Here is a 24,107-nt window from a genome sequence, read left to right as displayed (position 1 = left end):
TAAAATGAGCAAAACACCCCTTCGCACTTATCCACATCCCCGTCTCTAGCGGGAATCCAGCACGTTAAAGCCGGGTTAATACTGGCATAGAGCGTGCATACTTCACCCTGTCATTCCATTCCGGCCAAAGTGTTGTCGCACCCATGAAAAAAATCGAAGCCATCATCAAGCCCTTCAAGCTCGACGAAGTGAAGGAAGCGCTCCACGAAATCGGCCTGCAGGGCCTCACCGTCACCGAAGCCAAGGGCTTCGGTCGCCAGAAGGGCCATACCGAGCTGTATCGCGGCGCCGAGTATGTTGTCGACTTCCTGCCCAAGGTTAAGATCGAGGTCGTGCTCGACGATGCCATGGTCGAAAAGGCGGTCGAGGCGATCACCCAGGCGGCCCGCACCGGCCGCATCGGCGACGGCAAGATCTTCATCTCCACCGTCGAAGACGTCATTCGCATCCGCACCGGTGAAAAGGGCGCGGAAGCGGTCTGACGGCGGAGCAGGAACTCTCCGCCTTCATCACTCTCATCGAGTATCGCCCATTATCTCTCCGGGCCTAATCTCCGTGAGTCGTTACCAACCAGGGAAGAACAAGCAGGAAAACAGCCATGGCTGATGCAAAATCCATTGTGAAGCAGCTCAAGGACAAGGAAGTCAAATACGTTGACTTCCGGTTCACCGACCCGCGCGGCAAGTGGCAGCACGTTGCCTTCGACATCACCATGATCGACGAGCCGACCCTGAAGGAAGGCATCATGTTCGACGGTTCGTCGATTGCCGGCTGGAAGGCGATCAACGAGTCCGACATGCTGCTGAAGCCGGACCTCGACAGCCTCACCTACGACCCGTTCTCGGCGCAGACCACGGCCGTGCTGTTCTGCGACGTGCTGGAGCCGCATGAAGGCACCCCGTACAACCGTTGCCCGCGTTCGATCGCCAAGGCTGCCGAAGCCTTCGTGAAGTCGAGCAAGGTCGGCGATGTCGCCTATTTCGGCCCGGAAGCCGAATTCTTCGTGTTCGACGACGTCCGCTTCAAGACCTCGATGAACGAAACCTTCGTCTACATGGACGACATCGAAGGCGACTACAATTCGGGTAAGGTCTACGAAGGCGGCAATATGGGCCACCGCGCCCCGATCAAGGGCGGCTACTTCCCGGTCGCCCCGCTCGATCAGGGCGGCGACCTGCGCTCGGAAATGCTCTCCACCATCGCCGCCATGGGCGTGACGGTCGAGAAGCATCACCACGAAGTGGCGAACAGCCAGCACGAGCTGGGCATCAAGTTCGGCACCCTGCTGAAGTGCGCCGACGGCATGCAGATCTACAAGTACTGCGTGCACAACGTTGCCCATGCCTGGGGCAAGACCGCGACCTTCATGCCGAAGCCGATCAAGGGCGACAACGGCTCGGGCATGCACGTGCACCAGTCGATCTGGAAGGGCGGCAAGCCGCTGTTCGCCGGCAACAAGTATGCCGGCCTCAGCGAGATGGCACTGTTCTACATCGGCGGCATCATCAAGCATGCCAAGGCGCTGAACGCCTTCACCAACCCGCTGACCAACAGCTACAAGCGCCTGATCCCCGGCTTCGAAGCCCCGGTGCTGCTCGCCTATTCGGCGCGCAACCGTTCGGCCTCCTGCCGCATCCCGTTCGGCGCCGGCGAGAAGGCCAAGCGCGTCGAGGTCCGCTTCCCCGATCCGGGCGCGAACCCCTACCTCGCTTACGCCGCCATGCTGATGGCCGGTCTCGATGGCATCAAGAACAAGATCCATCCCGGCCCGGCCATGGACAAGAACCTGTACGACCTGCCGCCGGAGGAGCTGAAGAAGGTTCCGCAGGTGTGCGGCTCGCTGCGTGAAGCCCTGGAGAGCCTCGACAAAGACCGCGCCTTCCTGAAGGCCGGTGGCGTCTTCTCCGACGACTTCATCGATGCCTACATGGATCTGAAGTGGGAAGAAGTGTACGCCTTCGAGCACACCCCGCATCCGATCGAGTTCTCGATGTATTACTCGGTCTAAGATCCAGGACGAACTTCCCTGGGCCGCGGCTTCACAGCCGGGTGTCCAACAAGCCCCGCCGGTTCCTGCCGGCGGGGCTTTCTTTTTGGGCTTCCGCCCGTCGCGCTCTGCGCCTACCATCGGCCGGTCGCCCCCGAATCCGGAATCCGGGCGACGGGGAAACCAATGCGGGCAGGATCGAAAACTCTGGCCGTCCTGACGCTGCTTCTGCTGACCGGCGGCTGCGCCAAGGATTTCAACACCACGAATACCGCCCGGTATTACGATGCCGGCATGCGCGCCGAGCTGATCCGCGATTTCCCGCAGGCCGAAGAGTATTACGAACGAGCCCTGGTCTGGGCCGGCACCGAACGCGTGCCGCCCGCCATGCTGTCGCTCACGCTCTACAATCTCGGCCGCATGAAGGGCCATGGCTGCAAGTTCGACGATGCGCGTGAGCTGCTGCTCACCTCGCTGGCGCTGGAGGAGTCGACCTCCGGTCCGGCCAGTTCGCAGATTTCCCGCCGTCTGTTCGAGCTGGCGCGGCTGTCCTACGATCGCCGGCAGTATGCCCAGGCCCTGCCCTATTATGCCCAGGGCATCGCCATGGTGCGCCGGCTGAAACTGGAAGAGGAAGACCCGCTGGCCTTCACCGACGCGCTGCAGGAATACGCCACCGGCCTGCGCCAGACCGGCGAGTTGCGCATGGCCGATGAAATCGGCGCCGAAGCCGGCCTGTGGCGGGCCCGGCATCCCGATGCCAGGCCGCAATACCTGATCGTCCGCTACAGCCCCACCTGCCGCAGCGGCACGACCCTGGTACAGAGCGGGCGCGCCTGAAGCCGGCCAGCCGTCATGCCGGGCCTTGATTCCCCCGGCATGCCCGACCACACTCCGCGCCAATGAGCAACGCCCGAGTCACCCCGCGCAAGGACGTCACGGTCCGCGCCGCGCCGATCCTGTTTTTCGTCGGCGTGGTCAGCGGCTGTTTCGGCATCGCCATGCTGGCGCCGCTGCTGATCGACGTTGCCGACGGCCATGAGGATTACGCCGTTTTCCTGGTCTGCGCTGCCGGCACGTTGTTCATCGGGGCCGGCCTCGCCTTCGCCACCTATGATCGCGGCCAGCAGATTACTCTGAACGAGACGCTGCTGCTGCTGCCGGCCACCTGGATTACGGTCAGCCTGGTTACCGCAGTGCCCTTCATGCTGTCGGAACTGCAACTGCCGCTGGCGGATGCTGTGTTCGAGGCGGTGTCGGGCCTGACCAATACCGGTTCCACCGTGATTGTCGGTCTGGATGCATTGCCGCGCGGCCTGCTGCTCTGGCGTTTCCTGCTGCAATGGATCGGCGGCTTCGGCGTGGTCACCATCGCCGTGCTGGCGCTGCCCTTCCTGCGCATCGGCGGATTGCAGCTGTTCAGTCTCGACCTGTCGCCCAATTCGACCAAATTCCTGCCGCGCATCACCGAGGTGGTGTCGCAGATCGGCATCATCTACGCCATCCTGACAGCCATCTGTGCCCTGTGCTTCTGGATCGTCGGCATGAGCGGTTTCGATGCCATCGGCCATGCCATGACCGCGCTGGCGACCGGCGGCTATTCCAGCCACGATGCCAGCATCGGCTTCTTCCAGAGCGCGGCGATCGAGTGGGTCGCCATTGTCTTCATGACCCTGGGCGCCATGCCGTTTGGCCTCTATATCGTCGCGGCTTACGGCCGGCCGGGCCGCCTGTTCCAGGACGATCAGGTGCGCCTGTTCCTCGGCATCATCGCGATTGCCACCCTGCTGCTGGTGATCTGGCGTGTGATCGAGCACGACGTTCCGGCCTGGACGGCGTTGCGCCAGTCGCTCTTCGTGGTGGTCTCGACCATCACCACAACCGGTTTCACCGGCCACGACTTTTCCGATTGGGGCGGTTTTGCCGAGGTCATCGCCCTGCTGCTCATGCTGATCGGCGGCTGCACGGGCTCCACGGTCGGCGGCATCAAGGTGTTTCGCGTCTTTGCAATGGTCAAGCTGCTGCGGGCGCAGATGTATCGCCAGATTTTCCCGCATGGCACCTTCCGCGTCACCTTCAACGGCGAGAACATCTCCGATGCGGTGCGGACCGGCATTGCCAGCTACATCTTCATGTATCTGGTGCTGCTCATCGCATTGACGCTGGCCTTCGCCTTTTTCGGGCTGGACTTCCGTGAAAGCCTCGGCGCCGCCGCCACCGCCCTGGGCAATAACGGTCCCGGCCTGGGCTCGACCTACGGTCCCTGCTGCACCTTCGTGGAAGCACCGACAGCGGTGAAATGGCTGATGTCGTTTGGCATGCTGGCCGGGCGGCTGGAAATCCTGATCCTGCTGATCCCGTTCAGCCGCTCCTTCTGGCGCAACTGAGTCATATCTGGCCGTGACGGCGGTCACCGCCGCGTGCCCCTGCCATTGCGCCGGGCCCGCGACGGCCTAATCTCTCTCCCATGCGCCGCCATCTCCGTTCGCTGGTCTCCGCCCTGCCGCTGCCTTTCATGGCCGCCGCAACCGATGCCGTCAGGCTGGACCTGCCCGACCATCACGCCGCGCCCTACTCGCCGCAGCGCGGCGGCCGCTTCCGCAATCCGCCCGGCCTGCCGCAGCGCGAAGATCGCATGCTGCGCGACCGCGTGCCATTTTTCTGGGGCATGACCTGGCGCGGTCGCCAGAAGGTCGACGTGCCCGATGGCCATGTGCTGGAAAAGCACGACGTGCAGGCCGGCCTGCAGCGCCATCATAACAGCGACAGCTACACCTGGCTCGGCCATGCCGCTTTCCTGATCAGGCTCGGCGGCGCCACCATCCTGACCGACCCCTACCTGTCGCATCGCGCCGGCCCGCTCAACCTGCTCGGTCCGAAACGCTATGTGCCCTCGGCGCTCGCGCCGGCCGAACTGCCGCCGATCGACATTTTGACGGTCAGCCACAATCACTACGACCATCTCGATCTCGCCGCGCTGGCGGCACTGCCGAACAAGGAGCGCATCGCCGCCATCGTGCCGCTCGGGCTTGGCCGCTATTTCCACCAGCGCGGCTTCCGCGACATCACCGAACTCGACTGGTATCACAGCACCGAACGGCGCGGCGTCACTGTCACCTTCACCCCGGCGCTGCATTTCTCGCGCCGCGGCGCTTTCGACCGCAACCGCTCGCTCTGGGGCGGCTTCGCCTATCATGCCGGCGAGCGGCGGGTATTCTTCTCCGGCGACACCGCCTACGGCCCGGTCTTCCGCGAGATCGGCGAGCGCCTCGGCCCCTTCGACACGGCCTTTGTCGGCATCGGCGCCTACGAACCGCAGATCATCATGCGCAACAGCCACACCACGCCGGAGGAAGCCGCCATGCTGGCCCGCGATATCGGCGCGCGCCGCGTGGTCGGCATGCACTGGGGCACCGTGGTGCTGAGCGATGAACCGCCCTTCGAGGCACCCGAGCGCCTGCGTGCCGCCGCCGTCGCCGTCGGCTATGCGCCGGGCGAAGCCGATGTCATGCCGGTGGGCGGGACACGCGCTTTCTGAGGGGCTGCACGATCGGGAACTTTGGCGAGTCTCCGCCATTTATCTCCGGTCAGCCCTGAGGAGTCCCCATGTCCAGCGAAACCCTGCACGCCCCCCGCGAACGCCTGTCGGCCAAGACGTTGTCGATGCATCACGCCATCGTCTCGCTGATGGAGGAACTGGAGGCGGCCGACTGGTATCGCCAGCGTGCCGACGACTGCGAGGACGCGGCGCTCAAGAAAATCCTGCTGCACAACATGCGCGAAGAGATCGAGCATGCCGCCATGGTGCTGGAATGGCTGCGCCGCAACGACACCGATTTCGCCGAGCAGCTGAAGGAATACCTGTTCACCGAGAAGGATATCGCCGCCCAGGAAGCCGCGGCGACGGGGAAGATGTGATCAGCCCAGCCGACTGATCGCTCGCGTATCCACTTCCGCCATCGCCGTGGCATAGGCGCCAAGCCGGCCGCGCAGCGATGCCACCGTGGCGGGGTCGGCGGTCGCCGGCGAACCGCCATAGGGCGGCTGCGGCTCGTATTCGATCTGCAGCTGGATTTCGCGCGCCACCGTCTCGCCGGCAATCGCCGTCACCAGTACCAGGCCGAAATCGATTCCGGCGGTGACGCCGCCGCCGGTGACGCGGTTGCGGTCGGTCACCACGCGCTCGGCCACCGGCGTCGCGCCGAAGGCGGCGAGGCGTTCGAGCGACATCCAGTGCGTGGTGGCGCGATAGCCCTTCAGCAGGCCCGCCGCCGCCAGCACCAGCGCGCCGGTGCAGACCGCGGTGACATAGCGGCAGCCCGGCGCCTGCCGCTTCAGGAAATCCAGGGTGGCTGCATCTTCCATCGCCTGCAGATGCCCCGGCCCGCCGGGCACGCAGACAACATCGAGCTGCGGGCAGTCGGCGTAGGTGGTGGTCGGCAGGATGGCGAGGCCGGCGCTGGAGCTCTTCACCGGCTGCAGGTCCGGCGCCAGCAGATGGCAGGTCGCATCCGGCAATTTGGAAAACACCTCCCAGGGCCCGGTCAGGTCGAGCTGGGTCAGGTTGGGAAACAGGATGAAGCCGATCTGCAGGGACATGGGAAATCCGGGATAGTGATGCGACAACAGCCGCAGTGTGGCGACCCGGCCCGGCCACGGCAAGCCGGAAATCCATGCTGTGGCAAAGGCTTGCATGGGCTGGACAGGCAATCTCAGTCGCGATACCGTATGTTATATTATAACATTCAGGATATCCGTATGACCGAGGCCGTCCCCTGCTCCCGCCTGCCCGTCACCGTCCTGTCCGGTTTTCTCGGCGCCGGGAAAACCACGCTGCTCAATCATGTGCTCACCAACCGCGAGGGGCGCCGCGTCGCCGTCATCGTCAACGACATGAGTGAGGTGAACATCGACGCTGCGCTGGTGCGCGACGGCGGAGCGAAACTCAGCCGCACGGACGAGAAGCTGGTTGAAATGTCGAATGGCTGCATCTGCTGCACGCTGCGCGACGATCTGCTGCAGGAAGTGACACGGCTGGCGCAGGATGGGCGCTTCGACTACCTGCTGATCGAATCCACCGGCATCGCCGAACCGATGCCGGTCGCGGCCACTTTCGACTTCCGCGATGAGGCCGGTTTCAGTCTCGCCGATGTGGCCCGCCTCGACACACTCGTCACCGTGGTCGATGCCTATAACTTCATCCGCGATTACGCCTCGACCGATTTCCTGCGCCAGCGTGGCGAAAGCATGGGGCCGGAAGACGAGCGCACCGTCGTCGACCTGCTGATGGAACAGATCGAATGCGCCGATACGATCCTGCTGAACAAGTCCGATCTGGTCACGGCGGATCAACTGGGTTTCCTGGAGGGCCTGATCCGCAGCTTCAACCCGCGCGCCCATATCGTACCCGCCAGTTTCGGCAGGGTCGCACTCGATCAGATTCTCGATACTGGACGCTACGATCCCCTGCACACACAGAGCCTGCCCGGCTGGCAGCAGGCGCTGCTCGGCCATCACCTGCCGGAAACCGAGGAATACGGGATTCGCAGCTTCGTCTACCGGGCACGACGACCGTTCCATCCCTGGCGCCTGCATCGCTGGTTCAACAGCGAATGGAAAAATGTGTGGCGGTCGAAAGGGTTCTTCTGGCTGGCCACGCGCATGCAGCATGTTGGATCCTGGTCGCAGGCTGGCGCGGTGACACGCCATGAACGGGCCGGTGCCTGGTGGGCCGCCATTCCGCAGGAGCATTGGCCTGACGACGATGAGTGGCAGAGCAGCCTCGATGGCATCTGGCATCCAGACTACGGTGATCGCCGCCAGGAAATCGTTCTGATCGGCGCGAACATGGACGAGGCGAGCCTGCGCCGCGGCTTCGATGCCTGCCTGCTGACGGACAAGGAAATGGCCGGCGGGGTCGAAGCCTGGCAGACGTTCCGCGATCCCTTCCCGCGCTGGGAGCGGCCGTCGCAGCCGGAGGCGGCATGACGCAGCATCAGGCCGCTCCACAAGCCCTGCTCGGTCCTGCGCCCGCGGTCCTGGAGGGCATTCGCCATCCCGGTGTCAACCTTGCAGTCTGGACGCGCAGCCTCTCGCCCTGCCTGCGGCTTGCGGCGGCCCAACGGATTGACGGGGGCGTCGCCCCGCTCTGCCTGTATGTCGAACCCGGCGAAGCGGCGGGCCGCCTGCCAGATCTGTTGCCGTCGGCGGCGCTTGCCGCGGATATCGCATATCTGGCAGAGCAGTTCCTGCGGATCAGCGGCAGCCCGCGCGCCCATGTCGACCTCGAAGTCCTGCATCACGATGCCTGTCGTTACTTCCATGTCGATCAGGTCGGTTTGCGCCTGCTCTGCAGCTATGCCGGCCCCGGAACCGAGTGGCTGAGCGAGGACAATCTCAACCGCGCGGCCCTGGGTACCGGCAACAATGCCGCCGTCATCCGCGATCCGCACCGCGTGCATCGGCTGGAAACCGGCTGGGCCGGCCTCTTCCGTGGCGAGGCGGCCGCTCCCGGTCGAGGCATCGTCCATCGCTCGCCGCCGATCCGGCAGAACGGCGAACGACGCCTGCTGTTGCGTATCGACGTGCCGGGACCACATATCCCGGAATAGACAGGCCTGCCACGATTGCGCAGTATGGACGGACCACCGCCGGAGTCCGCCATGGCCCATGCCCTCACACCTGCCGCGCCCGCTGTCATCAGCGGGCATAACCGTCCCGATCTCGACACCGGCGCGATCCGCCAGGCCCGCATCGATCTGGCCGCCTGTTTCCGCATGGCATCCCGGCTTGGTCTGCACGAGGGCATCTGCAACCATTTCTCCGCCATGCTGCCGGGCTATGATGACCTCTTTCTGGTCAACCCCTATGGCTATGCCTTCAGCGAGGTGACCGCCTCGAATCTGGTGGTCTGCGATTTCCACGGCCATGTGGTCGCCGGTGACGGCGTGCCGGAAGCCACCGCCTTCTTCATCCATGGCCGCCTGCATAAAAACGTGCCGCGCGCCCGTGTCGCCCTGCATACGCATATGCCGCATGCCACCGCGCTCTGCATGGTGGAAGGCGATCCGCTGGTCTTCGCCGGGCAGTCGTCGCTGAAATTCTACGGCCGCACCAGGGTCGACCGCGACTATAACGGTCTGGCGCTGGATACCGGCGAGGGCGACCGCATCGCGGCTTCGGTCGGCGATGCCGATATCATTTTCATGCAGCATCATGGCGTGATGGTGCTGGGCGAGACCATCGCCGCGGCCTGGGACGATCTGTATTACCTCGAACGCGCCTGTCAGGTGCAGGTGATCGCCGAAAGCACCGGGCGCAAACTGCTGCCGGTGCCGAAACCCATCGCCGAAGCGACCTACCGGCAGATGCGCGAAGGCGATGGCGAATCCGCCCGCCTGCATCTGGAAAGCATGAAGCGGATTCTGGATCGCGAAGAGCCAGATTATAAGACCTGAAACAATTCTGTCGTCTTGGCTGTGTCGTTTCGGCAACGCCGCGCTGCAATGATCCGGCCCGCGCAGATTCGGAATTGACCTTGCCTGCTGCCCGCCGCTAAATGCCGGCCATGTTGTTCATGGTCTACATGCTCGAAAACCGCTCGACCCACCACATCCGGGGGCCGCAGGATTTCGCCATGTGCTGAACAGGCAACATAGCATTCACTGCATCAGGCCCCGCCGGTATCGGACGGGGCCTTTGCTTTTTGTGGATTTCACCCCTCCGCATATCCGGCGTCGCCTCATTCCAAAGGAGACGACCGATGTGCTTGCCCGATCCATTGCCCGACGCGACACCAAAACGATGGCGTCGCTTGCGCTGCTGGCTGCGCCAGCTATGGGGGCGCGACGACCTCGCCGAGCTGGACGACCAGTTGCGCCGCGATATCGGCCTGCCCCACAGGGACCGACGGCCCGATGCCGCGACCCTGCTCGACATGTCGCGTCCGGGTTCACATCGGGGCGGGCGGCAGTGGTGAACAGGATCCCGCCTTCCACGCGAGACTTTTTTTACAGCATTTCCTCTGTGCTGGCCGCCAGGTCTTCGATCCGGCGCTGGTGCGCCGGCGTAACGGAACAGTCGGACTCCAGTGCCGGAAAGCGCAGCGTCACTACCGTGCCCTCACCCGGCGTGCTGGTCAGCTCGAGCTGCCCGTGATTCAGCTCGGCCATCGCCTTGGCCAGCGGCAGGCCAAGGCCGGTGCCGGCATGCCTGCGGCTCAGCATGCTGTCGACCTGCCCGAACGGCATGAAGGCGGCACGGATATCGGCCGGCGTCATCCCGATGCCGCTGTCGCTCACGCGGATTTCGGCATCGCCGCTCGCTGAGCGCCGCAGGGCAATTCCAACCCGGCCCTGCGGCAGCGTGAACTTGATGGCATTGGACAATAGGTTGATCAGAATCTGCCGCAGCATGCGCTCGATCGCCAGAACATGCAGGCCCGGCGCATCGACATCGATGGAAACGGCAACCTCCTGCTTGGTCGCCAGCGGCCGCAGCAGGCGCACGGCCATCTCGATGGCATCCTCGACCTCGACAGCCGCCATATCGCGGGTATCGAAGCCGCCGGCCTCCAGCTTCGCCAGGTCGAGCAGATTGTTGATCAGGTCGAGCAGATGCTGGGCGCTGTCGTTGATATCGCCGGCGAATTCGAGATAGCGCGCATTCTGCATCGGCCCGAAGCGTTCGTTGCGCAGGATGTCGGAGAAACCGACAATCGCGTTCATCGGCGTGCGCAGTTCATGACTCATGGCGGCGAATTGCGCCGTCCGTGACGTGTTGACGCCCTCCGCATTATGGACCGCGATTGCCAGTTCCCGGGTCATCAGTTTCAGGCGGTATCGCGCGGCACGTTGCGCGCGCAGCATAAGCTGGGCATGCAGGATCACCGGGGTGGCGACCAGGACGGTGATGATCGCGCAGATCAGGTACATCTTGCCGGTCAGCGGCTGCTCGAAGAGCGCGCCGCAGATCACCAGCAGAATCTGGGTGCCGATCGCGCAAACCGCCACCAGGATCGCCGTCGCGAGTGCGGGATGGCAGCGTCCGAGCCAGCGATTGGCGGCATTCACCTGGCGCAGCAATCGGGAGGGTTGGGTAGCGGGATCCGTCATACCCCCGATACTAGGATCAGCCGTACCGCCTGCGGCAGTTGAAAAACAATAATCTGCGCAGCCCGGCGCGCCCTGTCGGATCGGCCCATGCCGCATCCAAAAGTTGAATTTATCCCTCGCCCGGGGATGCAGGCCGACCCGGCGCGGATATCATCCGTGCCGGGTCAGGCCGCCTCAGCTCCTGCCGATCAGCTCTTTCAGCTTCAGGCGTTCGATGATCGCCTTCTCTTCCTCGTAGTTCTGCGCGACGAATTTGCGGTAATCGTCGCCATCGAGATACATCACCACCATGTCGAGGCGGTTGCAGGTATCTGTATGCTCGGCACTCAGGGCCGCCTTGCGGAACGCCGCGCGCAGCCTGGCCGTCACCGCCGGATCGAGGCCTTTGGGTGCACCAACGCCATTCGGCGCCTGCATCACCACCCTGTAGCCGCTCTCCTTCAGGGTCGGCACGTCGGGGAAGCCGGCCAGACGCTGCTCGCTCCAGGTCGCCAGCAGGCGGAAGCGGCCATCGCGCACCAGCGGTGCCCAGGAACTGGAATCGGCCAGCACCTGCACATGGCCGCCCAGCACGGACTGCAGCGCATCGGCGCCGCCCTTGAACGGCACATGGCTCAGCTGGATTTTCGCGGCATGGGAAAACTCTTCCATGCCGATATGGGTCTGCCCGGCGATACCCGACGTGGCATAGGTAATGGTATCGGGTTTGGCTTTCGCCGCCGCCACGAGATCCTGGATTGCTCTGAACGGCGAGTCCGCCCGCACGGCAATGCCGAAGGTCTGGCCCGCCGTCCGTGCGATGAAGGTGAAGTCGCTGCGTGGATCATGCGCGAAGCTGCCAAGCTGCGAGAAGCGCGTCACGCTGAGCGGAATCTGCCCGATGGTGTAACCGTCGGGCTGTGCCGTGGCGATGGCCGCCGCGCCGATCATGCCGGCCGCGCCGGCGCGGTTCTCCAGTGTTATCGGCTGGCCCAGCTCCGCCGCCGCCACGCGGCAGAGCGCCCGCATGGTGGTATCGGCAGTGCCGCCCGCCGGCCAGGGGCAGATGAAACGGATCGGCCGCGACGGATAAGCCTGCGCGAGCGACGGTCTGGCGAATGACAGGGCGGCGATCGACGCAAGCGTTCCCGTCAGGACCCGACGCCTGTCGGGTCCCTTGATGCTTTTCTTCATTGTCGTTTCCTCCGGTTTTTTTGCCTTTTAGTGGCTGCTACCCGTCACCCCACGATGCCGATCTGCCAGGGGACGAATTCATGGTCGCCGACGCCGAGCAACTCGCTCTTGCTCTTCTCGCCGGATGCCGTGCGCAGGATATGCTCGAAAATCTCCTGCCCCATTTCCTGCATCGACCTGGTGCCGTCGAGGATCTGGCCGCAGTTGATATCCATGTCCTCTTCCAGGCGGCGATACATCGGCGAATTGGTGGCGAGTTTCAGCGACGGCACCGGCTTGGCGCCGAAGGCCGAACCGCGGCCGGTGGTGAAGGCGATGATATTGGCGCCGCCGGCAATCTGGCCGGTGGCCGAGCACGGGTCGTAACCGGGCGTGTCCATGATGACGAGGCCCTTGGTCTTCACCGGCTCGGCATATTTGTAGACATCCATCAGCGGTCCAGTGCCGCCTTTCATCGACGAGCCGAGCGACTTCTCGAAGATATTGGCAAGGCCGCCCGCTTGATTCCCCGGGCTGACCACGCCGTTGATCTGCACGTCACGGCCCACGGCATAGACATCCTTCCACCAGCGGATACGCTCGATCAGCTTCTCGCCCACCGCTTGCGTCACCGCACGCCGCGTCAGCGTGTGTTCCACGCCATAGAGTTCCGGCGTCTCGGACAGGATCGCGGTGCCGCCATGACGCACCAGAATATCCATCGCCGCGCCCAGCGCCGGATTGGCGGTGATAGACGAAAAGCCGTCCGACCCGCCGCATTGCAGGCCCACCGTGATATGGCTGGCCGGCACGGTCGTCCGCGTCACATCATTGGCCGATGGCAGGATCTTCTTCACCGCCTCGACGCCGGCCTCGATGGTCTTGCGCGTGCCGCCGGTCTCCTGCATCACGAAGGTGACGAGATTGGCGCTGCGCTCCAGCCCCTGCTCCTCCATCATGCCGCCCAGCTGGTTGCGCTCGCAGCCCAGCCCGATCACCACGACGGCGGCGAGGTTGGCATGGCGGATATAGCCGCCCAGCGTGCGGCGCAGCAGCGCCATCGCCTCGCCCGTCATCTCCATGCCGCAGCCCAGCGCATGGCTGAAGGCCACCACGCCATCCACATTGGGATAATCCGCCAGGCGTTCCTCGGTGAAATGCCGTGCCACCGCATGCACCACGGTGGCCGAGCAGTTCACGGTCGAGACGATGCCGATGAAATTGCGCGTGCCGACGCGGCCGTCCGGGCGCACGATGCCCTGGAAGGTGGCGCGCCCGGCTTCGGGGATCATCTCGACCGGCCTGTAACCCTGGCCGTAGGCATAGTCGCGGTCGAATTCGCGGAATTCGGTATTGTGGCCATGCAGCATGGTGCCGGCGCGAATGTCATCAGCGGCGAAACCGACGGTGACGTTGTATTTCAGGATCGGCTCGCCTTTCTTGAGATCGCGCGCGGCGATCTTGTAGCCGGCCAGCACCTTGTCGCGGATCAGGAAGCCCGGATTGTGGTTGTCGCCCTCCACCGGCATGCCCGGCACCACATCGATGCGGGCGACCACGGTGTTGTCGTCCGGATGCAGGCGGATCACGGGGCCGATCAGGCGTTTGGCATGCAGGTCGATCATGGACATGGGACGGACTCATTCGGAAACTGGAGCGCCGGCTGCTGGCCGGGAAAATGTTACCGGTAACATTTTCGGCGCCGAGCCTACCCCGGAAACCATCGGCTGGCTATAGTGGAATGGTGAAGAAGCCCAGCAAGCAGCCGGCCGAGCGCCGTTCCGCACCTGCGAAGACGCCCACGCTTGCCGATATCGCGGCCGAGGTCGGCGTCACGAAAATCACGGTTTCCCGGGCGCTGAACAACCCTGGTCAGCTCTCCCCCGCCACGCTGGAAAAGGTCCGCGCGGCGATCCGGCGCAGCGGCTATACGCCCAACCTGCTGGCCGGTTCGCTGTCGTCCAACCGCTCGAAACTGGTCGTCGCCCTGGTGCCCAGCATCAGCGGCGCCATGTTCACCGCCACCATGCAGAATGTCGCCGAACACCTGCAGCAGCATGGTTATCAGCTGCTGATTGGCCAGGCCGGCTATGACGATGCACGCGAGGATGCGCTGCTGGAAGCCGTGATCGGCCGCCGGCCCGACGGCATCATCCTCACCGGCATCGTGCATTCGGCGCAGGCCAGGCAAAAACTGCGCGCGGCCCGCATCCCGGTGGTCGAGACCTGGGATCTGACGCCGAAACCGATCGACATGCTGGTCGGGTTTTCGCACCCCGCCATCGGCAGGGCGGCGGCAGAGTATCTGTGGAAACGCGGCTGCCGGCGCCCGGCCATCATCTCGCCCGACGACCGTCGCGCCCGCCTGCGCGCCGAAGCCTTCAGCGCCGTCTATGCCGCGAAGAAATACAGCGTGCCGGTGATCGAGGCGCCGGCCCCGACGCCGATGGGCGACGGTCGCAGCGGTCTCGCCGCGCTGCTGGCAAAGCATCCCGGCATCGATGGGGTCTTCTGCGGCTCGGACAACCTGGCGCTCGGCGCACTGATCGAGGCGAAGGCGCGCGACATCGCGGTGCCGCAGCAGCTCAGGGTGATCGGCTATGGCGACCAGAGCTATGGCAAGGATGCCGACCCGCCGCTGACATCGGTGCGCATCGACGGCGCCGCCATCGGCCGGCTGGCGGCTGAAATGCTGGTGGCGCGCGCCACCGGACAGGCGCCGCGCAAGAAGATCGTCGATATCGGCTTCAGCATCGCCGAACGCGCCAGCGCCTGACGCACCCCAGTCTTGGCCATACCGAGTCTCGGGCCATACCGAGTCTCGGGCCATACCGAGTCTCGGGCCATACCGAGTCCCGTCCCGACGCTGGATAACAAAGCAGGACCATGCGTCAGCCGTTTCGCCTGCACCACTTGAGTTTTGCAACCAAAAGTAATTGTTATTGAATACTTCAAGTATTCATTCATTCTATTCGAACAAGTAGCATGTACTTGGAGTAAAAAATGCTCCCCGCCGCAATTAATACCTAATCCGCTCCGGCTTTTTCTGCGAATAATCTGCACACGCTGATTGTCAGAATCAACGTCCCAGAAACGAAACACCGGCAATGGCGCTGGTGGCACTGCAGAAAAAAAGGATGCGTTGATGTTTCAGTTTTCAACCGGGTCGAACGACCTGAAGGCGCAATTCACTGCGATCAACCGGGCCCAGGCCATCATCGAATTCACGCTCGATGGCAAAATTCTCACCGCCAACGAGAATTTCCTGAACGCCATGGGCTACACGCTGGCCGAAATCCAGGGCCAGCATCACAGCATGTTCGTCACGCCGGCCTATCGCGCCAGCGCCGACTACAAAGCCTTCTGGGCTAAGCTCGGCCGCGGCGAATACGAGGCCGCGCAATATCTGCGCATCGGCAAGGGCGGCCGCGAGGTCTGGATTCAGGCCAGCTACAATCCGATCCTGGACAAGCGCGGCAGGCCCTACAAGGTCGTGAAATTCGCCACCGATATCACCGCGCAGAAACTGCTGATGGCCGATTACGAAGGCCAGCTCGCCGCGATCGGCAAGTCGCAGGCGGTGATCGAATTCACCCTGGACGGCACCATCCTCACCGCCAATGCGAATTTCCTCAATGCGCTCGGCTACAGCCTGGACGAGGTGAAGGGCAAGCATCACAGCTTGTTCGTCGCGCCGGCCGATCGCGACAGCGCGGCCTACAAGGCCTTCTGGGCCAAGCTCGGCCGCGGCGAATACGATGCCAACCAGTATAAGCGCATCGGCAAGGGCGGCCGCGAGGTCTGGATCCAGGCCAGCTACAATCCGATCATGGATGCCAGCGGGCGGCCGTTCAAGGTGGTGAAATACGCCACCGATGTCACCGCCCAGACCAAAGCCGCGCAGATGATGCAGCTGGCCGTGCAGCAGGTGCAGCAGGTGGTGGATGCCACCAAAACCAACGACCTGACGCAACGTATCGATCTCGACGGCAAGAGCGGCGAAATCCGCAGTCTCTGCGCCGGCGTCAACGATCTGGTCGGCGCCATGAGCGGCATCATCCTCAATATCCGCACGGCCTCCGACACCATTGCGGCGGCGTCGGCGGAAATCTCCACCGGCAGCCAGGATCTGGCGCAGCGCACGGAATCGCAGGCCGCCTCCATCGAGGAAACCGCCGCCTCGATGCATGAGGTGACCTCGACCGTGAAACTGAATGCGGATAACGCGCAGGCCGCCAACCAGCTGGCCGTCGCGGCCCGCGACACCGCCGAAAAGGGCGGCAGCGTGGTGAACAATGCGGTCACCGCGGTGACGCAGATCGAGGACAGCGCCCAGAAGATCGCCGACATCATCGGCCTGATCGACGAGATCGCCTTCCAGACCAACCTGCTGGCGCTCAATGCCTCGGTCGAGGCCGCAAGAGCGGGCGAGGCCGGCAAGGGCTTTGCCGTCGTCGCCCAGGAGGTGCGCGCCCTGGCGCAGCGTTCGGCCAATGCCTCGAAGGACATCAAGGCGCTGATCCAGACCTCGAACAGTCAGGTCAAGACCGGCGCCGCGCTGGTCAACCAGGCCGGCCAGTCGCTCACCGAGATCGTCGGCGCCATCAAGAAGGTGTCGGATATCGTCGCCGAGATCGCCGCGGCCAGCCGCGAGCAGGCCACCGGCCTGGAGCAGATCAACACCGCCGTCGCCAGCATGGACGAGATGACCCAGCGCAACGGCGCCCTGGTCGAAGAAACCAGCGCCTCGGCGCAGGCGCTGTCCAACCAGGCGCAGGAACTGGCCGCACTGGTGCAGCGCTATCGCACCGGCGACGCTGCTGCCCCCGCAACGGTCCCGGCGGCACGGCAGCAGGCCGCGGCAGCAGCGGCACCGAAGCCGCGCGCGGCGCTGGCCGTGGCGCCCAGGCCTGCCTCCGGCGGCACCGGTCGCCCAAGTCACCTGCCCGACAGCGCGCCGGCCGCGCCGCAGAAATTCGCCGCCGCCAACAGCAGCGACGGAAACTGGGAGGAATTCTGAGGCGACGTCAGGCTCCGGGGCCACCGGCCTCCGGCGGGCGGGCGATGGCGATCTGCCAGTTGCGGCGGATCGCCAGCACGCGCACCGCGAAACACAGCAGCCCGCCGGCGATCATGCCCCAGTGCGGCGGCAGGCCGGCCGCCTCGCCGGCCACCACCACGGCAGCGCCGGCCAGGGCCGCCACGGCATAGACCTCGGCACGCAGCACGGTGGGAATCTCGGCCAGCATGATGTCGCGCGCCATGCCGCCGCCGATGCCGCTCAGCACGCCGAGCATGACGGCCGCCAGGGGATTCAGGTCGTAGATCAGCGCCTTCTGCGTGCCGAGCACGGCAAACAGCGCCAGACCGGCGGCATCGAACAGCTGCACCGGCTGCTTCAGCCGCTCGATCTGCGCCGGCAGCAGAAACACGATCAGCGCTGCAGCCGCCGCAATCACCGGATAGGCCCAGTCGCGGATCGCCACCGGCGGCAGCGCACCGATCAGCACATCGCGCAGGATGCCGCCTGCTGCCGCGGCAGCAAAGCCGAGCACCAGCACGCCGAACAGGTCGAGCCGCCGGCGCACGCCGGCCGTGGCGCCCGACAGCGCGAAGACGAAAGTACCGGCGAAATCGAACAGCGTGAGCAGCATGGCGTTCCGGCCTCGCGGCCGGCGCAGCCCGCCGGCCCGATCAGGAAGTTTTCTTTTTCGGCTTCGACCAGCCGGCCTTGCTGCCATTTGTAGCAGGCGCGCGGTCGGGCTGGAACGCCCCTTCGCCGCCCTGGCCTTCGGCCCGCGCCTTCTTCTTCCACGGCGGCTTGCCGCCGCCGGACTTGAAGTCGCCCGGCTTGCCGAAATCGCGCTTCTTGAAATCGCCCTTGCGGAATTCGGCCTCGGGGATCCAGGCCTTCTTCTCCCGTGGCGGCGCGGCGGTTTCCGGCGGCGGACCGTCGGCACGGGTGATGGTGATCTGCTTCTCGCCGGTGCCTTCGCGTTCGATGGTCTGGATGAAGCGCTCGGCCACGGCGGCCGTGATCTCGAACTGGCTCTCGGTGTGGAAAATCTTGATCGAGCCGACATCCTTGCGCGTGACATGGCCGACGCGACAGATCAGCGGCAGCAGCCAGCGCGGCTCGGCATTCTGCTTGTGGCCGGCGCTGATCTTGAACCAGACGCCGCCCTTGCTGTCTGACGCGAAGCCGTCGCGCGGAGTCTTGCGGCCATAGGCGGGAGCTTCGCTCTCCACCGCCACGTCGAGCATCTCTTCCGGCGCCGGACGGTTCTTCTGCTGCAGGCGCAGGAAAGCCGCGGCCACCTGTTCGGGACTGTGGGTTTCCAGCAGCTTGGCGGCGAAAGCCTGTTCGTCCTCGCTCAGCGCGCCCTGCAGGGTTTCGTCACTGAGAATGCGCTTGCGGTCGGCGGCGAGGATTTCCGCGACCGAGGGCGGCTGGCCCCATTTGGCATCGATATGCGCCTCCTGCAGCAGGCGCTGCAGGCCGCGGCGGCGATTATGCGGCACCAGCAGCACGCAGAGACCCTTGTTGCCGGCGCGGCCGGTACGGCCCGAGCGATGCAGCAGCCCCTCGGCGTTGACCGGCAGATCGGCATGCACCACCAGTTCCAGGCCCGGCAGGTCGATGCCGCGCGCCGCCACGTCGGTGGCGACGCAGATCTGCGCGCGGCCGTCGCGCATCGCCTGCAGCGCATGGGTGCGCTCGTTCTGGCTCAGCTCGCCCGACAATGCGACTACAGTGAACCCGCGATTTGAGAGTCGCGCGGTCAGATGCGTCACCGCCATGCGGGTGCCGCAGAACACCATGGCGCTTTTCGCGTCATGGAAGCGCAGCACGTTGATGATGGCATTCTCGCGCTCGTTCGGCGCCACGGTCAGCGCGCGGTATTCGATATCGACATGCTGCTTGGCCTCGGCCGCCGTCGAGATGCGCATGGCATCCTTCTGGAACCGCTTGGCCAGCTGGGCGATCGGCTTGGCCACGGTGGCGGAGAACAGCAGCGTGCGGCGTTCGGCCGGCGCGGCATCGAGAATGAATTCGAGGTCTTCGCGGAAGCCGAGATCGAGCATCTCGTCGGCCTCGTCCAGCACCACGGCGCGCAAGGCGCCGATATCCAGCGCGCCACGTTCGATATGGTCGCGCAGACGACCGGGGGTTCCGACGACAATATGCGCGCCGGCATTCAGCGCCTGGCGCTCGCTGCGCATGTCCATGCCGCCGACGCAGGAGACCACGCGGGCACCGGTCTTTTCATACAGCCAGTCGAGTTCGCGGCAGACCTGCAGCGCCAGTTCGCGCGTCGGCGCGATGATCAGCGCCAGCGGCGGTGCCCAACCGCCGGCCCGGAACGGTTCGAAACCGTCCGAGCCCTGCAGCAGCGTGGGCGCGATGTTGAGGCCGAAGGCCACGGTCTTGCCCGAGCCGGTCTGCGCCGAGACGAGAAGATCGGCCTCGGCATGTTCGGGAGCCAGCACGGCGGTCTGCACGGGCGTGAGCGTGGTATAGCCGCGCGCGGCCAGGGCTTCCGCCAACGGCGGAACGGCACCGGCAAAGGCGGCGCCAACGGAATCAGACATGGGAACTCGAACTTTCCAGGAGATTGAGGAACGGCGGGGATCGCAGCGGCCCACCCAGCAGTCGCTCAAGGCATATCGTCGCCAGGGCGCACATTGGGCCGATCAGGGAATGGCGATCATCCTGCGCCGGCCCTGCTGCGGCGGGTTTTAGGCGCCCGCGCCGTCTCCGTCAACCGCAGCCGGCCGCCCTGCGACAATTCAGCGGTTTACCGCGGCGAATGAGCGGACGAATAGCCTTGCGCTTTGTCCGGCCGAGGCAGACACTTGCACAAACACTTCCGACAACTCGAGTCTCCGTGCGCGGCCGGTCTGGCAGGCAGTCTGCCTGCCGGCGCAGCCGTCGCCGCCTGCCCAGCCGAAAGTCAGCTGCATGTCCAGCCGCAGCACCGAAACCACCGTCACCTTCACCCACCCCTTCCTTGTGAAGGGGCTGGACGGGTTGCAGCCGCCGGGCACCTATCTGGTGGTGACGGAAGAGGAGCGGCTTGAAAACCTTTCCTTCCCCGCCTGGCACCGCACCGGCACGCAGCTGCATCTGCCCGCCATCGCGACAGCCTCGGCGACGCGCCAGGCCGTCACCATCGATCCGGCCGACCTTGCCGCGGCGCTGATCGCCGACGGCCGGCCGGGCGCCGGCCCTGCGGATGCCGCCCCTTCCGCCACCGCCACTGTCGGCCCCCTCCCCGCTGGCTTCGGGCGTCGCCTCGGCGAACGCTGACATGCTGCTGCGCATCCAGCATCGCACCATCTATCTCTACAGCCGGCCGGTCGATCTCGGCCCGCATCGCCTGATGCTGCGGCCGCGCGAAAGCCCGGAGCTGAAACTGCTGTCCTTTGCCGTCAGCACCACGCCGCCCAGCCTGTTCAGCTGGAGCCTGGATGTCTACGGCAATGCGGTGGCGCGCGCCCTGCCGATGTGGGCCGCCGACAGCCTGGTGATCGATTGCGAGATCCGCGTCGACAATCTCGCCTTCGCCAACCCGATCCTCAACATCGCCGCCAGTGCCGCGACCTATCCCTTCCGCTATGCCGACAGCGAATGGAACGATCTCGGCCATCTCGCTTTGCCGCTTTATGCCGATCCGCAGGGCGAGCTGCGCGCCTGGGTGCAGCGCTTCGTCGCCGCGCCGCCGACCGGCACGCTGGCGCTGCTGCGCGATCTCAATACCGGCATCGCCGATGCCATCGCCTATCAGAGCCGGCAGGACCATGGCACGCAGACGCCGCTGGAAACCCTGCGGCGCGGCTGGGGCTCATGCCGCGATTTCGCCGTGCTGATGGCGGAAGCGGCGCGCTGGCTCGGCTTCGGCGCGCGGCTGGTGTCAGGCTATCTCTATCTGCCCGATCTCGATCCCGGCCTGCCGGGCGCCGGGCCGCCGCCGGGCCCGCTGCAGGGCGCGCCCGATGACGGCGGTTTCGCTGCGGATGCGCTGCTCGGCGGCGCGACCCATGCCTGGGTGGAGATCTATCTGCCCGGCGCCGGCTGGGTGGCCTTCGATCCCACGCATCGCAGCTATGGCGGCGCCAACCTGATCCCGGTGGCGGTGGCGCGCGGCATCGCCGAACTGCCGCCGGTGGAAGGCAGCTTCACCGGCACGGCGGGCGACTATATCGGCATGCATGTCGGCGTCACCGTCTCGACCGCCATCGCCCAGCGCGGCGTGATCCGCGGGCATTAGGGGCGTCGCTTCCGGGCCGCATATAGCGGTCGTATCCGTCCCCGGATGAATACACTCATATGCAATCTTTGCGCGCAATATGACTCTTGTTGCCCGCTATGGTTATTTATGACTAGCATCGCAACCTATCGGGGTAGGTAAAGAACCGGGTTTTGCTTGCGGGTGGGACTGCAGTCAGAACTCCGGCCGATGGGGGCGACAATGGAAATCCGTGCAACCTGCCGCGGCAGGTCAAGGCGTCATCGCGTCCTTCTGCTGACGACGGTCAGCCTGCTGCTGGCCGGTTGCAGCGTGCCGGACAGCATGCATGTGCGCAAAGGCAGCGATCCGAAATACGAAGATGACGATGTGCGTTTCCGCACCACCTACTATTTCCGCGTCTTCGATCTGTGCGAAGGCCTGACCGAGATGCAGAAGCCCAGGGAAAAACTGCTTTTCGATTCAGCGCAGCGCGGGCCCTACTATCTCAAAACGGACTCGCTCTACCGCTTCGTGATGACCGGCAAGGCCAATGCGCTTGGCAATGATATCCATTTCGAGTCTGGCACCCTGCGCAAGGAACAGATCGATCCGTTTGGCACCGCGATACGCTACAACCAGTCCTCCGGCAGTTTCCTGATCGAGAATCAGGCGGAACTCAAGGCGCGCGCCAAACAGGCCGAAACAGTCGCACGCATCCGCGAACTGGTCGCACTGCGCGCGGAGCTGGCCAAGATCGACGGCAGCAATGTAGCCGTCGATGCCATCGTCAAGCAGCATCTGGATGATCTTGCGCCCAGCGGCAAGGCTATGTCGAAAGAGACGGATTCTATCCCATCCACCGCCAACCAGACCGGGTTGGCGAAAAGCAATGTCGGGTTGAGCAAAGCCATACAGGCGGCTGTCGACCAGGTCGATACCAGCAATGCCCAGCTGAAAAAAATCCTTGCGGATGCAGATGTCTCCCTGAGGGATATCCTCAAGAATCAGGCTTTAAAAATTGCGCAATCCGCCGATACATTGCTCGAGCCCGGCAAATCGGCCGCAGACGCGCACCGGGATCTCACCGATAAGGTGCTGCCGTTTTTCGACAAAGCCGATCAGGCCGTAACGGACAGCACTGCAAGCCGCGCGCAAAAAAATGCTGCGCTGGCACAAGCCAAAACCGCCGAACAGACAGCTGCAAGCGATCTTGACCCCGCCGAGAAAGCCAGGCTTGTCGCCGCACGGCAAAAAGCCGAGGCTGAGGCTAAAGATGCGGGCCAGGCCGAAACCGTGGCAAAGTCACGGCAGGCGGAACTTGCCAAGGCGGCCGCAGCAACCCGAAAGGCCAAAGATTTATTGGCAACTTTAGCCATCGCGACCGACCGGCTGTTTTCATCCGGTTTCCGCAGCACCCTCCTGAGTCAGATCAATGCAGCCGCCGCGCCGCTGTCCGCGGGTGCGGGGGCGGGCTCCACTGCGACTGCGCTACACAAGACACTCGAAGACGCCAAGCAGAAGGATTACGCACTCCCGCCGGAAACTCTCCACGAGGCGCGTCAGCTGATCTATAGCGCCACCCAGGCTCTGGCATCGGCGCCCCAGGACCCAGCAGAGAAACAGGCCAAGGCGGACCTTGAAACCGCCATGGCAAAGACGACCAATGCAGTCACGCTGCGTCCGCTTTACATCGAGACCATCGCCGATCTGGCCGATACTGCGAAGTCAGTGGAGACGACACAGATCATGGCCGATAAACTGACGATTGCCGCCCTTCCCACCAAGGCCCCAGTATTAAAGGCGCAAATTCCGACCGGGGTTCACGAGGATGCCGGCAAAAAAGCCAATACATACAGCGCCGCACTCGCACAACGGATCGCCCTACATAACGTCAGCGTCGCGGGTGCCGCGCCGGACAATCTGGCAACTGTCGACAAAGCCATGGATGAAGCCGCACGCGCGTTTCGCACGGCTGCCGATACGGCGGATACCGAAACAGCCAAGGCGCTGACTGCCGCGAAAGGTCTGCAGACCGATACATCAACTATGCTGGCCCCTTTACGCGACATGCCGAAACTGTCTGACTCAAAAAACCAAGCTCTGATCGTGGCGGTTACGGCAGTCCGCGCCGGTGCAAGCCGTATCAGCACCGCCATGGACGCCGTGGTCAAGGACACCACCCGCCTACAGCAGAATGCCACAGAACTGAAACGGATCGCCGGGCGCCAGATCGATCTGAATATCACAGCGCTCCAGAACGAGACGGCGGCAGGCAACATCCGCTGCGACAACGGATTGTCGGCCCGCCGCGGTTTCCAGGTGCTCGGGCCGGAGGGATTCCGCACTTTCGACCAGGATGAACGCCTGATCATGGCAATGTCGACCAGCGCCAAACCGCTGATCGGCACGCTGACAGATGTGTCCAACCGCATGATCAATGCGCGTAAAGGCACGGTGGATACCGGACGGCAGATCGCCGACGAGCGGCGCCGTGCCGGGCGGGCGCGCGACGTGCTCGATACCTTTACCGTCATCGGAAAGGACAGTAGCTACAGCGCCAGCGATCTGGCGAAACGTGTGAGCGCCGCCTTCAATGAAGCCAGCGACAAACAGAGGAAGTGA

The 24,107-nt window shown here is 64.6% G+C and carries 20 protein-coding genes; 14 read left to right on the top strand and 6 right to left on the bottom strand.

What is annotated here, in order from left to right; all coding sequences use genetic code 11:
- Positions 1-143: 143 nt before the first annotated feature.
- From OJJ21_RS06765 to OJJ21_RS06740, 6 genes are all read left to right on the top strand, one after another.
- A complete protein-coding gene (locus OJJ21_RS06765) occupies positions 144-482 on the top strand; it encodes a P-II family nitrogen regulator (RefSeq protein WP_297684422.1) in 339 nt (112 codons plus the stop codon).
- Positions 483-598: 116 nt separating this feature from the next.
- A complete protein-coding gene (glnA, locus tag OJJ21_RS06760) occupies positions 599-2,008 on the top strand; it encodes a type I glutamate--ammonia ligase (protein ID WP_297684421.1) in 1,410 nt (469 codons plus the stop codon).
- A 165-nt stretch (positions 2,009-2,173) separates the two neighbouring features.
- Positions 2,174-2,827 carry a tetratricopeptide repeat protein gene (locus tag OJJ21_RS06755; RefSeq protein WP_297684420.1) on the top strand — a complete coding sequence of 218 codons (654 nt, stop codon included), beginning with the start codon at positions 2,174-2,176 and terminating at the stop codon, positions 2,825-2,827.
- A 62-nt stretch (positions 2,828-2,889) separates the two neighbouring features.
- Positions 2,890-4,374 carry a TrkH family potassium uptake protein gene (locus OJJ21_RS06750; RefSeq protein ID WP_297684419.1) on the top strand — a complete coding sequence of 495 codons (1,485 nt, stop codon included), beginning with the start codon at positions 2,890-2,892 and terminating at the stop codon, positions 4,372-4,374.
- Between the two features lie 80 nt (positions 4,375-4,454).
- Entirely contained in the window at positions 4,455-5,525 is a 1,071-nt protein-coding gene (locus OJJ21_RS06745; RefSeq protein ID WP_297684418.1) for an MBL fold metallo-hydrolase, read from the top strand.
- 68 nt (positions 5,526-5,593) lie between these two features.
- Complete coding sequence (locus OJJ21_RS06740; protein ID WP_297684417.1) at positions 5,594-5,905, top strand: ferritin; 312 nt, start codon at positions 5,594-5,596, stop codon at positions 5,903-5,905.
- On the opposite strand, the gene OJJ21_RS06735 is transcribed toward OJJ21_RS06740, so the two are convergent.
- A complete protein-coding gene (locus OJJ21_RS06735) occupies positions 5,906-6,586 on the bottom strand; it encodes a DJ-1/PfpI family protein (RefSeq protein WP_297684416.1) in 681 nt (226 codons plus the stop codon).
- A 159-nt stretch (positions 6,587-6,745) separates the two neighbouring features.
- Here OJJ21_RS06735 and zigA point away from each other — a divergent pair, with 159 nt between their 5' ends.
- Genes zigA through OJJ21_RS06720 form a run of 3 tightly spaced genes read left to right on the top strand, consistent with a single transcriptional unit; the run spans position 6,746 to position 9,444 of the window.
- The gene (gene zigA / locus OJJ21_RS06730) at positions 6,746-7,975 is read left to right on the top strand and encodes a zinc metallochaperone GTPase ZigA (RefSeq protein WP_297684415.1); all 1,230 of its coding nucleotides are present in this window, start codon (positions 6,746-6,748) and stop codon (positions 7,973-7,975) included.
- Complete coding sequence (locus OJJ21_RS06725; protein ID WP_297684414.1) at positions 7,972-8,598, top strand: DUF1826 domain-containing protein; 627 nt, start codon at positions 7,972-7,974, stop codon at positions 8,596-8,598. The genes zigA and OJJ21_RS06725 overlap by 4 nt, the downstream gene beginning before the upstream one ends.
- Positions 8,599-8,649: 51 nt before the next feature.
- Positions 8,650-9,444, top strand: a complete 795-nt coding sequence (locus OJJ21_RS06720; protein WP_297684413.1) for an aldolase — start codon at positions 8,650-8,652, stop codon at positions 9,442-9,444.
- Between the two features lie 552 nt (positions 9,445-9,996).
- On the opposite strand, the gene OJJ21_RS06715 is transcribed toward OJJ21_RS06720, so the two are convergent.
- The 3 genes from OJJ21_RS06715 to OJJ21_RS06705 form a co-directional block, all read right to left on the bottom strand.
- On the bottom strand, positions 9,997-11,100 hold the full coding sequence (locus OJJ21_RS06715) for a HAMP domain-containing sensor histidine kinase (RefSeq protein WP_297684412.1): 1,104 nt from the start codon (positions 11,098-11,100) through the stop codon (positions 9,997-9,999).
- 174 nt (positions 11,101-11,274) lie between these two features.
- A complete protein-coding gene (locus tag OJJ21_RS06710) occupies positions 11,275-12,273 on the bottom strand; it encodes a tripartite tricarboxylate transporter substrate binding protein (protein ID WP_297684411.1) in 999 nt (332 codons plus the stop codon).
- Positions 12,274-12,317: 44 nt separating this feature from the next.
- Positions 12,318-13,883 (bottom strand): UxaA family hydrolase, encoded by a 1,566-nt coding sequence (locus OJJ21_RS06705; protein ID WP_297684410.1) that lies wholly within the window; start codon positions 13,881-13,883, stop codon positions 12,318-12,320.
- 110 nt (positions 13,884-13,993) lie between these two features.
- On the opposite strand from OJJ21_RS06705, the gene OJJ21_RS06700 reads away from it, so the two are divergent.
- A complete protein-coding gene (locus OJJ21_RS06700) occupies positions 13,994-15,028 on the top strand; it encodes a LacI family DNA-binding transcriptional regulator (protein ID WP_297684409.1) in 1,035 nt (344 codons plus the stop codon).
- 369 nt (positions 15,029-15,397) lie between these two features.
- Positions 15,398-17,272 (top strand): methyl-accepting chemotaxis protein, encoded by a 1,875-nt coding sequence (locus tag OJJ21_RS06695; RefSeq protein ID WP_297684408.1) that lies wholly within the window; start codon positions 15,398-15,400, stop codon positions 17,270-17,272.
- A 7-nt stretch (positions 17,273-17,279) separates the two neighbouring features.
- Here the strand turns inward: OJJ21_RS06695 and OJJ21_RS06690 are convergent, their stop codons facing one another.
- Together OJJ21_RS06690 and OJJ21_RS06685 are read right to left on the bottom strand one after the other, a co-directional pair.
- Positions 17,280-17,906, bottom strand: coding sequence for a trimeric intracellular cation channel family protein (locus tag OJJ21_RS06690; RefSeq protein ID WP_297684407.1), 627 nt, complete (start codon positions 17,904-17,906; stop codon positions 17,280-17,282).
- A 40-nt stretch (positions 17,907-17,946) separates the two neighbouring features.
- Positions 17,947-19,845: a DEAD/DEAH box helicase gene (locus tag OJJ21_RS06685; RefSeq protein WP_297684406.1), complete on the bottom strand. Its 1,899-nt coding sequence runs from the start codon at positions 19,843-19,845 to the stop codon at positions 17,947-17,949.
- A 370-nt stretch (positions 19,846-20,215) separates the two neighbouring features.
- On the opposite strand from OJJ21_RS06685, the gene OJJ21_RS06680 reads away from it, so the two are divergent.
- The 3 genes from OJJ21_RS06680 to OJJ21_RS06670 all read left to right on the top strand — a co-directional run bounded on the left by OJJ21_RS06680 (position 20,216) and on the right by OJJ21_RS06670 (position 24,107).
- Positions 20,216-20,563: a hypothetical protein gene (locus OJJ21_RS06680; protein WP_297684405.1), complete on the top strand. Its 348-nt coding sequence runs from the start codon at positions 20,216-20,218 to the stop codon at positions 20,561-20,563.
- 1 nt (position 20,564) lies between these two features.
- Positions 20,565-21,524, top strand: a complete 960-nt coding sequence (locus tag OJJ21_RS06675) for a transglutaminase family protein (protein WP_297684404.1) — start codon at positions 20,565-20,567, stop codon at positions 21,522-21,524.
- Positions 21,525-21,725: 201 nt separating this feature from the next.
- Positions 21,726-24,107 carry a hypothetical protein gene (locus OJJ21_RS06670; RefSeq protein WP_297684402.1) on the top strand — a complete coding sequence of 794 codons (2,382 nt, stop codon included), beginning with the start codon at positions 21,726-21,728 and terminating at the stop codon, positions 24,105-24,107.

The sequence above is a fragment of the Ferrovibrio sp. genome, assembly GCF_025869515.1.
Lineage (GTDB): Bacteria > Pseudomonadota > Alphaproteobacteria > Ferrovibrionales > Ferrovibrionaceae > Ferrovibrio.
Note: the sequence above shows the minus strand (reverse complement) of the source record. Positions and strands in the feature narration are given on the sequence as shown.

Coding starts and splice junctions, on each gene's coding strand:
- OJJ21_RS06765 (WP_297684422.1), top strand. CDS start 144: ATGAAAAAAATCGAAGCCATCATCAAGCCCTTCAAGCTCGACGAAGTG.
- glnA (WP_297684421.1), top strand. CDS start 599: ATGGCTGATGCAAAATCCATTGTGAAGCAGCTCAAGGACAAGGAAGTC.
- OJJ21_RS06755 (WP_297684420.1), top strand. CDS start 2,174: ATGCGGGCAGGATCGAAAACTCTGGCCGTCCTGACGCTGCTTCTGCTG.
- OJJ21_RS06750 (WP_297684419.1), top strand. CDS start 2,890: ATGAGCAACGCCCGAGTCACCCCGCGCAAGGACGTCACGGTCCGCGCC.
- OJJ21_RS06745 (WP_297684418.1), top strand. CDS start 4,455: ATGCGCCGCCATCTCCGTTCGCTGGTCTCCGCCCTGCCGCTGCCTTTC.
- OJJ21_RS06740 (WP_297684417.1), top strand. CDS start 5,594: ATGTCCAGCGAAACCCTGCACGCCCCCCGCGAACGCCTGTCGGCCAAG.
- OJJ21_RS06735 (WP_297684416.1), bottom strand. CDS start 6,586: ATGTCCCTGCAGATCGGCTTCATCCTGTTTCCCAACCTGACCCAGCTC.
- zigA (WP_297684415.1), top strand. CDS start 6,746: ATGACCGAGGCCGTCCCCTGCTCCCGCCTGCCCGTCACCGTCCTGTCC.
- OJJ21_RS06725 (WP_297684414.1), top strand. CDS start 7,972: ATGACGCAGCATCAGGCCGCTCCACAAGCCCTGCTCGGTCCTGCGCCC.
- OJJ21_RS06720 (WP_297684413.1), top strand. CDS start 8,650: ATGGCCCATGCCCTCACACCTGCCGCGCCCGCTGTCATCAGCGGGCAT.
- OJJ21_RS06715 (WP_297684412.1), bottom strand. CDS start 11,100: ATGACGGATCCCGCTACCCAACCCTCCCGATTGCTGCGCCAGGTGAAT.
- OJJ21_RS06710 (WP_297684411.1), bottom strand. CDS start 12,273: ATGAAGAAAAGCATCAAGGGACCCGACAGGCGTCGGGTCCTGACGGGA.
- OJJ21_RS06705 (WP_297684410.1), bottom strand. CDS start 13,883: ATGTCCATGATCGACCTGCATGCCAAACGCCTGATCGGCCCCGTGATC.
- OJJ21_RS06700 (WP_297684409.1), top strand. CDS start 13,994: ATGGTGAAGAAGCCCAGCAAGCAGCCGGCCGAGCGCCGTTCCGCACCT.
- OJJ21_RS06695 (WP_297684408.1), top strand. CDS start 15,398: ATGTTTCAGTTTTCAACCGGGTCGAACGACCTGAAGGCGCAATTCACT.
- OJJ21_RS06690 (WP_297684407.1), bottom strand. CDS start 17,906: ATGCTGCTCACGCTGTTCGATTTCGCCGGTACTTTCGTCTTCGCGCTG.
- OJJ21_RS06685 (WP_297684406.1), bottom strand. CDS start 19,845: ATGTCTGATTCCGTTGGCGCCGCCTTTGCCGGTGCCGTTCCGCCGTTG.
- OJJ21_RS06680 (WP_297684405.1), top strand. CDS start 20,216: ATGTCCAGCCGCAGCACCGAAACCACCGTCACCTTCACCCACCCCTTC.
- OJJ21_RS06675 (WP_297684404.1), top strand. CDS start 20,565: ATGCTGCTGCGCATCCAGCATCGCACCATCTATCTCTACAGCCGGCCG.
- OJJ21_RS06670 (WP_297684402.1), top strand. CDS start 21,726: ATGGAAATCCGTGCAACCTGCCGCGGCAGGTCAAGGCGTCATCGCGTC.